At 31.8% G+C, this 12972-nt stretch carries 12 protein-coding genes and 1 pseudogene; 7 read left to right on the plus strand and 6 right to left on the minus strand.

Features of this window, described 5'->3' with window-relative positions:
- The first annotated feature begins 2 nt into the window (after positions 1 to 2).
- The 7 genes and pseudogenes from Q4Q34_RS02555 (at position 3) to Q4Q34_RS02590 (ending at position 5442) form a co-directional block, all read left to right on the plus strand.
- Positions 3 to 354 (plus strand): annotated as a pseudogene (locus Q4Q34_RS02555) (GIY-YIG nuclease family protein).
- Between the two features lie 29 nt (positions 355 to 383).
- The gene (locus tag Q4Q34_RS02565) at positions 384 to 1826 is read left to right on the plus strand and encodes an aldehyde dehydrogenase (RefSeq protein ID WP_303317110.1); all 1443 of its coding nucleotides are present in this window, start codon (positions 384 to 386) and stop codon (positions 1824 to 1826) included.
- A 4-nt stretch (positions 1827 to 1830) separates the two neighbouring features.
- Positions 1831 to 2271: a GNAT family N-acetyltransferase gene (locus Q4Q34_RS02570; protein ID WP_303317109.1), complete on the plus strand. Its 441-nt coding sequence runs from the start codon at positions 1831 to 1833 to the stop codon at positions 2269 to 2271.
- 1 nt (position 2272) lies between these two features.
- Positions 2273 to 3055, plus strand: coding sequence for an SDR family oxidoreductase (locus Q4Q34_RS02575; RefSeq protein ID WP_303317108.1), 783 nt, complete (start codon positions 2273 to 2275; stop codon positions 3053 to 3055).
- Between the two features lie 114 nt (positions 3056 to 3169).
- Positions 3170 to 3694 carry a 3-hydroxyanthranilate 3,4-dioxygenase gene (locus Q4Q34_RS02580; protein ID WP_303317107.1) on the plus strand — a complete coding sequence of 175 codons (525 nt, stop codon included), beginning with the start codon at positions 3170 to 3172 and terminating at the stop codon, positions 3692 to 3694.
- Between the two features lie 9 nt (positions 3695 to 3703).
- Positions 3704 to 4789, plus strand: a complete 1086-nt coding sequence (locus Q4Q34_RS02585) for an amidohydrolase family protein (RefSeq protein ID WP_303317106.1) — start codon at positions 3704 to 3706, stop codon at positions 4787 to 4789.
- Positions 4790 to 4797: 8 nt separating this feature from the next.
- Complete coding sequence (locus tag Q4Q34_RS02590) at positions 4798 to 5442, plus strand: O-methyltransferase (protein ID WP_303317105.1); 645 nt, start codon at positions 4798 to 4800, stop codon at positions 5440 to 5442.
- Positions 5443 to 5455: 13 nt separating this feature from the next.
- Here the strand turns inward: Q4Q34_RS02590 and Q4Q34_RS02595 are convergent, their stop codons facing one another.
- The 6 genes from Q4Q34_RS02595 to Q4Q34_RS02620 form a co-directional block, all read right to left on the minus strand.
- On the minus strand, positions 5456 to 7756 hold the full coding sequence (locus Q4Q34_RS02595; protein ID WP_303317104.1) for an ATP-binding protein: 2301 nt from the start codon (positions 7754 to 7756) through the stop codon (positions 5456 to 5458).
- Positions 7757 to 7887: 131 nt separating this feature from the next.
- Complete coding sequence (locus Q4Q34_RS02600) at positions 7888 to 8175, minus strand: Sec-independent protein translocase subunit TatA/TatB (RefSeq protein ID WP_303317103.1); 288 nt, start codon at positions 8173 to 8175, stop codon at positions 7888 to 7890.
- Positions 8176 to 8254: 79 nt separating this feature from the next.
- Complete coding sequence (locus Q4Q34_RS02605) at positions 8255 to 10522, minus strand: M1 family metallopeptidase (protein ID WP_303317102.1); 2268 nt, start codon at positions 10520 to 10522, stop codon at positions 8255 to 8257.
- A gap of 111 nt (positions 10523 to 10633) precedes the next feature.
- On the minus strand, positions 10634 to 11137 hold the full coding sequence (locus Q4Q34_RS02610) for a DUF6702 family protein (RefSeq protein ID WP_303317101.1): 504 nt from the start codon (positions 11135 to 11137) through the stop codon (positions 10634 to 10636).
- A 141-nt stretch (positions 11138 to 11278) separates the two neighbouring features.
- The gene (locus Q4Q34_RS02615) at positions 11279 to 12025 is read right to left on the minus strand and encodes a peptidase associated/transthyretin-like domain-containing protein (RefSeq protein ID WP_303317100.1); all 747 of its coding nucleotides are present in this window, start codon (positions 12023 to 12025) and stop codon (positions 11279 to 11281) included.
- Positions 12026 to 12077: 52 nt separating this feature from the next.
- Positions 12078 to 12881: a carboxypeptidase-like regulatory domain-containing protein gene (locus Q4Q34_RS02620; protein WP_303317099.1), complete on the minus strand. Its 804-nt coding sequence runs from the start codon at positions 12879 to 12881 to the stop codon at positions 12078 to 12080.
- Between the last annotated feature and the right edge of the window lie 91 nt (positions 12882 to 12972).

Here is a 12972-nt window from a genome sequence, read left to right on the forward strand (position 1 = left end):
AAATGTCTCCTCAAGCGCAGAGAGAGGTTTATAATGAAAACTATTATGTTTATATATTAAAATGCAGCGATGGTCTAACTTATACGGGAGTTACAAATAATTTATCAAGACGTTTTGAAGAACATCAAGAAGGAAAAAATAAAAATTGTTTCACATTTAAAAGAAGACCATTATCTCTAATTTTTCATCAAGAATTTAATGATATAAACCAAGCTATCTATTTTGAAAAAAAAAATTAAAAATTGGAGTGCAAAGAAAAAATTAGCTTTAGCTGACGAAAATTTTGATATGTTACAAATTTTAGCTGAATGTAGAAATGCAACACATTCAAAGTATAATCCAGAAGAAAATTAAGGTCTCGACTGCGCTCGATCAGACACAAAATGAACGAAATAAAAAACTACATAAACGGACAATTCCTCAATCCTTCATCAAACGATTGGATAGATAATTATTGCCCTGCAGATGGTAAAGTTTATGGACAAATACCAAACTCATCAAAAGCCGATGTAGAAAACGCATATATCGCTGCAAAAGCTGCATTTCCAAGCTGGTCACAAACCACGCTAGAAGAACGAAGTAAAATTTTAATTAAGATTTCAGAATTACTAGAAACTAATTTATTGCGCTTCGCAAAAGCTGAAAGCAAAGATAATGGCAAACCTATTAGCTTAGCAAAAGCTGTAGACATTCCAAGGGCTGCAAGTAACTTTCGTTTTTTTGGGAATGCCATTACACAATTTGCCAGCGAAAGCCACGAAAGTGTTGGTCATGATGCTATAAATTATACATTACGGCAATCTATTGGTGTAGTAGGGTGTATTTCACCTTGGAACCTCCCACTCTACCTCTTTACCTGGAAAATCGCTCCAGCTATTGCAGCAGGAAACTGCGTAGTTGCCAAACCAAGTGAAGTAACCCCAATGACGGCTTATTTATTAGGTGAAATATGTTCTGAAGCAGGCTTACCAAATGGTGTTTTAAACATTGTTCATGGTTTAGGCTCCACAACTGGGCAAGCTATTATAGAACATCCAGATATTAAGGCTATTTCGTTTACCGGAGGCACAGCAACTGGTGCTCATATTGCTAAAGTAGCTGTCCCCATGTTTAAAAAACTATCACTGGAACTTGGTGGCAAAAATCCGAATATCATTTTTGCAGATTGCGATTATAGCGATATGCTAGAAACTACAGTACGCTCATCTTTTGCCAATCAAGGTCAGATTTGTTTATGCGGAAGTCGTATTTTTGTAGAAGCCACTATTTACGAAAAATTTAAAACCGATTTTGTCGATAAAGTCAAACAGCTTAGAGTTGGACATCCTTCAAAAGAAGACACTAATATCGGTGCCCTAGTTTCTAAACCTCATTTAGAAAAAGTCCTGAAATATATTGATCTTGGTAAAGATGAAGGAGGAACCGTTCTTTTTGGTGGCAATAAAGTTACTGTTGCAGGTTACGAAGATGGTTATTACATAGAACCTACCATTATTGAAGTAACAACAGACGCATGCAGAGTTAATCAGGAAGAAATTTTTGGACCTGTTGTAACCATCATGCCTTTTAATACAGAAGATGACGTTTTACAGATGGCCAACAAAGTTAAATATGGCCTATCCGCAACCTTGTGGACAAATAACTTAAAACGCACCATGAGAATGAGCAATCAACTACAAGTTGGGATTATATGGGTAAACACGTGGATGCTGCGCGATTTACGAACACCCTTCGGAGGCGTTAAGGCATCAGGAATTGGTAGAGAAGGCGGTTTTGAAGCCTTGCGTTTTTTCACTGAAGCTAAAAATGTATGTATAAAATATTAACACTATGATGGCTTTAGAAAACGATATTTATTTTTCGTCTGAAACCAATGATATGGATTTAGACCTCATCTATACGTTCATTAAAAATTCTTATTGGGGGGAATCAAGAACCATAGAAGAGCAGAAAAAGGCTATAGAAAACACAATCAGTTTTGGCTTATTTCATAATGGAAATCAAATCGCTTATGCCAGAGTTATGACCGATAAAGTATTTTTCGCTTACTTACTGGATGTTTTTGTTATAGAGACCTACCAAGGGAAAGGGTATTCAAAGTTATTAATGAATAAAATCTTAAACTTCCCTGAATTAAAAGACGTTGACAAATGGATGCTTGCAACAAAAGATGCTCATGAGCTTTATGAGAAATTTGGATTTAATACCGTGAAAAGTCCTGAAAAACTAATGGAAAAATTAAGCCAACGCGCTAAAATAATATACGAATAATATGAATTTAAATTTGAACAATAAAAATGCTTTGGTTTGTGGAAGCACACAAGGTATTGGTAAAGCAACAGCCATAGCATTAGCTCAAGAAGGTGTTAATGTAACTCTAGTAGCCAGAAACAGAGACAAACTCAAAGACGTATTAAATGAATTACCAAAACCCGGAAATCACAACTTTATAGTAGCCGATTTTTCAGACCCTAGAGATTTACAGGAAAAAGTAATCAATTTTATAGATAAAGACCATGGATTTCATATTCTTATTAATAACACTGGCGGCCCTAAAAGTGGTAATATTTTAACGGCTAGTTTAGAAGAATTTGAAAATGCTTTTATACAACATCTTAAATGCAATCATGTATTAGCTCAAGCTACTATCCCATTTATGAAAGAAGAAGGTTTTGGAAGGATTATAAATATTATTTCTACTTCGGTGAAAGAACCTATTCCTGGCCTTGGTGTTAGCAACACTACCAGAGGAGCAGTTGGTAATTGGAGTAAAACCTTATCTAATGAAGTCGCTGCATTCGGCATTACCGTGAATAATGTATTGCCGGGCTTTACAGAAACTGAACGTTTAACAGAGATCATTGAAATTAAAGCAAAAAACACGGATATTACGGTTGAAGAAATGACTGAAATCATGAAAAGTCACACCCCTGCTAAACGTTTTGCTAAACCAGAAGAAACTGCAAATGTCGTTACCTTTTTAGCAAGCGAAGCTGCCAGTTATATTAACGGAATTAATATCCCTGTTGATGGTGGTCGAACAAAAAGTTTGTAACTTTATAAAGTAAGCAGTATGTGTATTAGAAATTCGGGAGTTTTCGAAATATTTATAATACAAATTATACTTATAAGTAAGTACAACAAATAAAAAAACAATAAATATAAACAGATGAGTAAATTAGTTTCTCCTTTAAATTTTAAAGCTTGGATTGAAGAAAACAGGCATCTTTTAAAACCGCCTGTTGGAAATAAATGTGTTTGGAAGGATGGTGATTTTATCGTGATGGTTGTTGGCGGTCCCAACAACAGAAAAGATTATCATTATAACGAGACTCCTGAGTTTTTCTATCAGGTTGAAGGTGATATGGTTTTAAAAATCATAGATGGCGATACTCCAAAAGATGTCCATATTAAGGAAGGTGATATTTATTTACTCCCTCCAAAAGTACCGCATTCACCTCAGCGTTTAGCAAATACTGTAGGTTTGGTTATTGAGTATCCGCGGTCCAAAAAAATGAAAGACGCCTTAGAATGGTACTGTGAAAATTGTAATAGTCTATTGTATAGAAAGAAATTTAAGCTTGATAATATAGAAACTGATATGCCAAAGATTTTTGATAAATATTACTCAAGCGAGAAAAAATGCACTTGTAAAAAGTGTGGTACAAAAATGGAAGCTCCCCAAAAAGTTTAAATAAAAAATATGGCACGCAAACTCCGCATCAATGGGCATTCTCATTTACTTCCTTATCCTGAGGAGATTCCCCAATTCATGAAAGAAAAAGAAATTTTCTGGGTAGATGATGAACGTAAATACATGCTTCAAAAGGGCTGGAGAAGACCTGTAACAGATTCTAGTTTCTTCTTACATGAAAAATTAGAATGGATGGAACGTAATAAACTAGACCATGCTGTTGTTTTAAACTTATCTCAACTTTATGGTAACGGATTACGCTTGGAAGAAATGAAAAAAGCACTCCGTTTTCAAAACGACTTTAATGCTAAAGTACAGCATGACCATCCTGAAAAATTTACATGCGGTTTTGTAGTTCATCCAGGATTTATTCACGGGGCTTTATATGAAGTTGAACGCTGTGTTGAACAATTAGATATGAAAGTACTGTGTTTACCAACGCATTTTATGGATTCGATTGGACAATGGCGTTCAGTTTTTGACAAAGAAAATGATGCCATATTTGAATTGGCCGATAAGTATAAATTAGCTATTGAAATACATCCTTATGACGGAGATAAAATGATAAATCTAGAAAATTCATCATGGCGGTTTCATCTAATATGGATGCTAGCGCAATGTGGGGATGCTTATCATTTTTACACATTAAATGGGATGCAAGAACGTTTTCCTAATATAAGAACTTGCTTTGCTCATGGTGGTCAACTGGCACAAATGAATTTAGGAAGACGTATTCAGGGGTTTGATGGCAGACCAGATTTATTTAAAGGAAAACACCACCCTAGAAAAGCTGTTGGTCATCCTAATATTTATTTTGATACTTTGGTACATGATACCGATTCGTTAAAACTCATGATAGACCGTCAAGGTAGTAATCAAGTTATCATGGGCTTAGATGATCCCTACCCTTTGGGAGAAATGGAAAGTGATGCTCAATCTTCTTATCCTGGAAAATTATTAGATTTAGCTATTGAGAAACAGATCATTAACAAAAAACAATACGAAGATATCTGGGAAGATAATGTATTACGATGGTTATTTGGTGATGACGATATTGCGAAACAAAAATTGGTAAATAGAATTCTAGAAAATTAAAATTATTCATGCATTTTATACCTGAAGAATTAGACGATTATGTTGTTAAGCATTCTGAAAATGAACCGGAATTATTGCAACAACTAGGTAGAGAAACCTATCAAAAAATACTGCAACCGCGCATGCTTAGTGGACACTATCAAGGACGTGTATTAAGCATGATTTCTAAATTAGTGAACCCAAAAAACATTTTAGAAATAGGCACTTATACGGGTTATTCTGCATTATGTCTGGCTGAAGGTATGCAAGCTTCTGGAGCATTACACACTATAGATATCAATGAAGAATTAGCCGATTTTCAACGAAAGTATTTTGATAAATCAAATTATGGTCATCAAATTTTTCAACATATAGGAAATGCTTTAGAAATTATACCAACTCTGGATACAACTTTTGATTTGGTTTTTATCGATGCTGATAAAGAAAATTACCCCAATTACTTTAATATTGTCATTGACAAACTAAATTCTGGGGGTATTATTTTATCAGATAATGTACTTTGGAGTGGTAAAATACTTGAAGACTTAAAACCTGATGACTCCTCTACAAAAGCATTATTAGAATATAATGTACTTTTAAAAAACGATAATAGGGTTGAAACTGTTGTTTTGCCTATTAGAGATGGATTGACGATTAGTAGAAAGGTTTGCTAAATAACTTATCTGATTATACAGCTAATAAAGACTTTAGCTGACCATCATTATCAGGTAATTTGCATGTTTTGCTAAGTTGAATGTTTGTTTCAATGATTTGGTAAAACTCATACGTATCAAACGGTTTATAAATAATATCGTTAAAACTAATACCATCATCATCACAATCCTTTTTTATACTATCAACATCAGATGCCGTTAGCGCTATAATAGGGATTTGAGTATCAAATTCCCTGATGTAACGAGTGGCTTCTTTACCGTTCATTATAGGCATATTAATATCCATTAAAATAAGATCAAACTTATTGGCCTTAACGATGTTTAAAGCCTCTAAACCATTATTAACAATAACAGATTCGTAATTAGCCTTTTTCAATAAGTTTTGTGTAACTACTTGATTGATCTTATTATCTTCTACTATTAAAATCTTATACGTTTTATTTAAGGATTTTAATTCTAATTCATTTTTAGATTTTAGTTTACTTTTTTCTACTTCGGCTTCGTCTATATTAAAAGTTATATTAAAACTAAACACGCTACCAACTCCTACTTCACTTTCTAGTTCAATTTTACTATCAAACAACTCAACTAGTTTTTTGGTAATGGAAAGCCCTAAACCTGTTCCTTGATAGTTAATATTATTATTTTCATCCAATTGAGAGAAATTATCAAAAACAGTATCAAATTTATGCTTCGGAATACCACAACCATCATCCTCTATTTCAAAACGAATATTAACTTCATTAGTATTTACACTTATCATTTTCACCCTTAAATCAATACGTCCGTTCTCGGTAAATTTTATGCTGTTTCCAATTAAATTAATTAAAATTTGAGATAATCTTACATTATCACATTTTATGTACTCTGGTAGCCGTTGATCTATTAAAAAATTAATTTTATTATTTGTTTCTCTTAATCTGAAATCAAAAGAATCAACAATATTCTTTATTAATTTTTTTAAATTAACTGAAGTATTTTTTAATTCTATTTTTTGTGATTCAATTTTACTTACTTGTAAAATATCATTTATAAGATTTAACAGATAGTCTCCTGAGTATTTTAGTGAATTTATAAGTTTGGCATCACTTTCTCTTAAATCGTTGTTTTCAAGAAGTAATGACGTTATACCAACAACACCATAAAGAGGTGTTCTTAGCTCATGTGTTACATTTGATATAAATTTAGATTTTAACTCTGATGTTTTTACAGCTTCGTTTCTGGCAATTTCCAATTCCTCATTCCGGTCTTTTAATATATTAGTCAACTTTCTTTTAGAAACGTAACTTTTATAAACCGCAATTAACGATACGATAAATAGGAATAAGGCTATTGAAATAATAATATTTAAGTTTTTGACCTTATTAGTAATTTCAACTTGTTGTATTCGTTCTGTATTTGCTATTTGTGCATCCTTTTTATAATCTTCAATAAGTAATTTTGATTTTACAATTGACTTTCGTTCAGACATCACCTTATCTGTATGAACATACACATAATCATTATACTTCTGAAGTGCTATATAAGCTTGTTCATCTAAATCTTGTTTATTTAAAGACAGGGCTATTTTTTCATAAACATCAAGTAAAAGCGAATTATAATATTCTCTATTTTCTTTATCGCTTACTTCTAAAAATGTTAATGCTTCATTAAATTTTTTATTTGCACTGTTAAACAATTCTTTGGAAATAAAATACAATCCTTGAGTATACCTTAAATACGCATAATCATTAGCATCTGCACTATAATTATATATATTACCTTCCGCTCTTAAAAGATATATTAATGCTTTTTCAGTTAAGTCATTTTCTAAGCATATTTGACTTAAATTAATTTGAATATCAAATAAAACGTTCTGTTGCTTATCAAGATTGTTATGGTCCTTAACGTTACCCAATGAAGCATATCGTAAAGCATTCTGAAAATAAGAATTTACCTCGTAAAATGATTTTTTTCGTCTATATAATTTGCCTAAGTTTAAATATGACTTTGCTATTAAATAATTATCATCAATTTCTAATGAAGAATTAAGTGAATTAATAAATCTACTCTCAGCTGCGTCATATTCCTCTATAGAGCTATAAATTTGCCCTTGAATAAAATTAGCTAATGCATTACCATAAATATCATTAATTAACGATGACAGTCTTTTAGATTCATTGATTGAAGATAAAGCAGGTATAATCTTATTATTATCGTAGAAACTTAAAGCATCAGAGTTTAAACTATCAATATAGAAAATCATGTGTTTATCGTCTTGAGAGAAAGACAGATTGATAGCACAAAGAAAACATACAAGTAGGCTTGTTTTCATTTTGGTTAGTATTTAAGGTTAGATTTGGATTTGCAATATATTTTTATCTTTAATAGAAAATAAAAATACTCGTTGAAAACATTATTAAAACGTTAACGGTAAAATAGTCGACATAAAAACCTACAAAAATATTAAAATTTACGTTTTACTGAGCCTGTAAAATCATCTAAATCATCTTTAACTTTGTTAAGTTCTTTCTTAACATCGTCTGTAATACTTGTGTCAAGACCATTCTTTTCCGCAGTTTTAGTAATCTCATGCTTAATATCATTAGTAGCATCTTTGAGAGTACGCATTCCTTTTCCTAATCCACGGGCAATTTCCGGTAATTTATCTGCACCAAAGACCATGATAACAATAAATAGGATAAATGCTATTTCTGCACCACTGATAAATAAAAATGTAGCTTGTTGTATCACAACGCAAATATACTAAGTTGTTTTGTTAGAATAAAAAAAAGCCGATTGTAAAAATCGGCTTTTAACTTAAATATTTTTTTTATCCTTTAACCTTGTCTTTAAATTGGTCAAAATCACTTTGTTCTACTTTTTTAGGCCATGAATTATTTGAAAGATCTACATCGGCAGTTTCTAAATCGGGATCTACCACTATATTCGTTATAGCCTTTTGAGTTCTAAGAACCTTCTTTACTTCATGTTCATTATACCTCCATATCTGCGCTGGATATGTTTTTCTCTCTTTAGTACCGTCGGCATAGGTTAATTCTAAAATTATTGGCATTACCAATCCTCCAGGTTTTTCAAAAGTAACTTCGTAAAAATATTTTGGAGCTTCTGCATCAGTCATCTGTGCTTTCTTTTCTTCATCACTTAAACTATTCAAATAATCATTTATAGCAGTAAAATCTGAAACATTCTTAGCATTTTCGGGAACCTTTCCTTCTTCCGCTTCTGCATAATAAACTAACTTACCTTTATAATCATCAAGATTTAAATTATTCAGTTTGGCGGCTTCTTTGGCTTTATCAGTTGGCTTATCTGTTAAATAATAACTCTTAACTTGCTTAACACCTATGTCTGTATAATCTGTAGTATAGAACCATCCTCTCCAAAACCAATCTAAATCCATTGCAGATGCGTCTTCCATGGTTCTAAAGAAATCTGCAGGCGTTGGGTGTTTAAACATCCATCTTTTAGAATAGGTTCTAAAAGCATAATCAAATAGCTCTGGCCCCATAATGGTATGTCTTAGCATATATAACCCAGCTGCAGGTTTAGCATAAGCATTAGGCCCAAATTGATGCACATAATCTCCTTGAGACATAATAGGGGAAATATAACTTTGATCTCCTCCCATATACGTCACCATATCCTTAGGTAGGTTGCCTGTAAAAAAGTTAGGATCATAATCTAATTCTGCTAATGTTTCTACAAACGAGTTTAAACCTTCATCCATCCATGTCCATTGTCGCTCATCACTATTCACGATCATTGGAAAAAAATTATGACCAACTTCATGAGTAATTACACCTATCATACCTCTTTTAAGTCTTTCTGAATAAGTTCCATCAGGGTTTGGTCTCCCATAGTTAAAACAAATCATGGGGTACTCCATTCCCATTTGTGCATGTACAGAAACGGCTTTATTATATGGGTAATCAAAAGTTAGCTTAGAATATTCTTCTAATGTGTTGGCAACAACTCTTGTTGAGTGTTCTTCCCAAAGTGGGTTTCCTTCTTTAGAATATAATGAAATGGCCATTACAGATCTTCCATTTATATCTACAGCCATAGCATCCCATAAAAACTTTCTCGACGTTGCAAAAGCAAAATCTCTTACGTTCTTTGCTCTAAAGTGCCATGTCTTAGTTTTTGTACTTCTTACTTTTTCAGCCTTTTCGGCCTCTTCTTGCGTAACAATAAAAACAGGATCTTTAAATGATTTTTTAGCCTGTTCAAAACGCTTTAGCTGCTGTTTTGTCAAAACATCCTTTTCATTCTGCAATACTCCTGTCGCCTCTAATTTATGATCAGCTGGAACTGTTAATTTAACATCGAAATCTCCAAACTCTAAAGCAAACTCACTGCGTCCCCAGAACTGCATATTTTGCCAACCTTCAACATTATCATAAACGCAAAGTCTTGGATAGAATTGAGCAATTACATAGGTATTATTTCCATCAGGGAATGCTTCATATCCAGATCGTCCACCTTCTATAATGTGGTTATTTACATTATACCACCATTTTATTTGAAACTTAAATGTATCTCCAGGCGCTAATGCTTTTGGTAAATTAATTCGCATCATTGTTCGGTTTATCATAAAAGATAAATCTGAACCATCTGAGTTTTTTACTTCCTCAATATTAAAACCTCCATCAAAACGTTTTTTTAAATTTGCTTTAGCAAAACTAACAGGCCCATTAAAAGCACCATTAAAGTTATCTGATTTTACATCTGGAGTTTTGGAATCTTTAGCTCTCATATTTTGGTCAAGCTGTATCCATAAATACTCTAAATAGTCTTTGGAATTGTTATGATAGGTTATTTTTTCGTTCCCAAAAATCTGATTTTTAGATTCATCTAAACGAATATCCATTATATAATCTACTTTCTGTTGTGTATATTCGTGACCAGGTGCACCAGAAGCTGTTCTAGTATTACTTGGTGTAGGCAACACATCTTTCATTTGCCTAAATTTATTCTGATCTGTATGACCTTGAGGTTTTACTTTTTCTTGATTTTGTGCAAAAATGCTAGTAGAAATAAAAACCACTGAAAGGAAATAATACTTAAGTTTTTTCATTATCAATTTTTATATTTTTTTTAAAAAATCGTGCGTTTAGGCGATAATAATTCGTTTATTATTACAAAAAACGTTCGAAAATAATTAATTCGGAAAGGTTTTAACTTATTTTTAATTAAACTTTAACAGTGCATTATCCTTTTTAGGAGTAAGTATAAAACTTTTTTGTTTGGAGTTTATTTTTGTTTTTATAATGTTCTGCTGATCTTCAAATAAATCGAATAATGTTTTGTTACTAATTTCAAAAGACTCAATATGTGTAACACCTTCTATTTCTAAATAGCAACGTATAATATCCTGGTCGTATTCTTTACCTATAAAAATAAGATTGGCTTCTTTATTATTAATCTTAATTTTTATGCTTTCATTTAGGTATTTTTCTATATAAATATCGATAGTTTTTGGTTCGTCCTTAATTGCTAAAGTAATAGACTTGTCATAACGATTACGTAACAGGCTTTCATAATCGTCAATAAAAACCCTGGTAATTATTTGTACAGATTGTTTCTCTTTAATGAAATCAATTTGAGTCACACTTACATAATATTTGTGTAAGCTAGCAAATGCAAATAGCGGTATGATTAAAAAAAACAAGAAAGGCTTAATAAACTTCATCTATATATTTTTTGCTAAAGTAATTATTTTGATGTTTCATTAGCTTACGCATGTTATTTTTTCAATGAACTCATCTTGACTTTTTCTATAACCGTGAGTATAATTTTATAATACATGTTTCAAAAAGCATTCCAAAAAGGCTTAGTCCTTATTTATCTCTAAATTTTTCAGATACTGTTTATACTTATGCCTTAAAAAGATTAATATCTCAAAATCGGTTTTCTTTTTACAGTTTTTAACAAAATTTTCATCGTCTGCACAGAAATAGAAAAAGTCTCTTCTTAAATCTTCATCTAACGGATTGGAAGCGAAAAAATCCTTGGACAACCTTACTTTTACAGTATTCATTAGTGCTTCTTTTGTTTCAATATTCACGCGTTTTTTCAGCATTTTAGTTCTTCCTGAAATACCGTTTAATATGGGGTTTAAAGGCACACCTCCTCCTAATAGCCCTAGTAACATTTCTGGTTTAAATTCACCGGCTTCACTTAAACGGCGTTCACTTTGCGTGGCTATTCTCCCTGTGTAACCCGGTATTCCTACATCAAAAAAATTTATAGGCGGGTCTCCTTCTACATTAGCTATATCTTTAAGCAAATTTCCTGTTAAAACCTTACCTACTATAACCTCATCAAGTTCATTAATATGCTCATCTAATGTCACCAGAATTGTTTTATCAGAAATATGATCTTTAGATATAACTATTTCTTTTAATTTATGTTGAATTGATGAAAACACCAACGAATCATTCAAAGCAACATTAATTACAAACTCACCTTTTTTATTCGTTATGGTGAAAACTTGAGATGTTTTATTAATTACATGAATATTCTCAATTCCAGATTTGCTTTTAATTTTTCCTAATATTTTAATTGATTGCGAGGACATTGTTTGAAAAGAAAACAAAATAAAGCCCATTACAAAACTAGTTTTTAACATCTTAGCGCTTTAAAAACAATTTACTTTGCTTTACTAAAAACTCAATAAGATGTATTTCATTTTCACTCTTAAAGAGTTTTGGTTCTATGCCTTTCTCATTTACAAAGGCAACGAAAGCTGCTATATCTTCCACTGGTATACTTAAGGTTTCGCTTAAATATTTATGATTGTAAACCTCCAATAAATCTTTAGGTTCTGGTTCTGGTTTTTCTTCTTCTTTTCCTTTAAATAAGTTTTGTGTGAGAGGTAATTTTTTTTTAAACAATAATTTAAAAATTTTCCCGACATCAGGAAGATAATCGCGCGCTTCTGGATTGATTACAGACTTTAAATGATTCCCAACAACCGCATTATCAAATGCCTTAACATCATTATATTCAAAAGCACCGTTCATATTCCCCATATTAATACGTATGGGGTCAACAGTCTTAACATGACTCACATCTGCCAATATATTTCCTGTAAGACCTGACGAAAGTACAACAGCATCTAATTGGTTAACTTGCTCAACCAATTGTATTTTTAACTGTTTTGCTTTAACAACATCAGCATCTACTGTAATAGAAACCGTTTGAAATTGCAATGCTGAAATTTCAATAACATCTTGTAATGCCACTTCAATAACAAATTCTCCCTTCTCATTAGTAATAGTGCCTTTACTTGATGATGTGTTGAAGATGGTAACTGCTTCTAAATCATTAGTAGCAGAAAGCAGTACGCCTTTTATTTTTGTTCTGTTAATGGATTGACCGCTTAGGTTAAGTGATAAAAAAATAAATACAGATGATGTTAATGCTCGCTTCAAGATGATGAAATTAAAGTATAAAGAACGCCTTTCAATTCTTAAATAAATTTAAAAACCGTTCTAAACTTTTGTTAAAACACAACTTAAAACT

Origin of the sequence: Flavivirga abyssicola, assembly GCF_030540775.2 — a bacterium.
Lineage (GTDB): Bacteria > Bacteroidota > Bacteroidia > Flavobacteriales > Flavobacteriaceae > Flavivirga > Flavivirga abyssicola.

Coding starts and splice junctions, on each gene's coding strand:
- Q4Q34_RS02565 (WP_303317110.1), top strand. CDS start 384: ATGAACGAAATAAAAAACTACATAAACGGACAATTCCTCAATCCTTCA.
- Q4Q34_RS02570 (WP_303317109.1), top strand. CDS start 1,831: ATGATGGCTTTAGAAAACGATATTTATTTTTCGTCTGAAACCAATGAT.
- Q4Q34_RS02575 (WP_303317108.1), top strand. CDS start 2,273: ATGAATTTAAATTTGAACAATAAAAATGCTTTGGTTTGTGGAAGCACA.
- Q4Q34_RS02580 (WP_303317107.1), top strand. CDS start 3,170: ATGAGTAAATTAGTTTCTCCTTTAAATTTTAAAGCTTGGATTGAAGAA.
- Q4Q34_RS02585 (WP_303317106.1), top strand. CDS start 3,704: ATGGCACGCAAACTCCGCATCAATGGGCATTCTCATTTACTTCCTTAT.
- Q4Q34_RS02590 (WP_303317105.1), top strand. CDS start 4,798: ATGCATTTTATACCTGAAGAATTAGACGATTATGTTGTTAAGCATTCT.
- Q4Q34_RS02595 (WP_303317104.1), bottom strand. CDS start 7,756: ATGAAAACAAGCCTACTTGTATGTTTTCTTTGTGCTATCAATCTGTCT.
- Q4Q34_RS02605 (WP_303317102.1), bottom strand. CDS start 10,522: ATGAAAAAACTTAAGTATTATTTCCTTTCAGTGGTTTTTATTTCTACT.
- Q4Q34_RS02610 (WP_303317101.1), bottom strand. CDS start 11,137: ATGAAGTTTATTAAGCCTTTCTTGTTTTTTTTAATCATACCGCTATTT.
- Q4Q34_RS02615 (WP_303317100.1), bottom strand. CDS start 12,025: ATGTCCTCGCAATCAATTAAAATATTAGGAAAAATTAAAAGCAAATCT.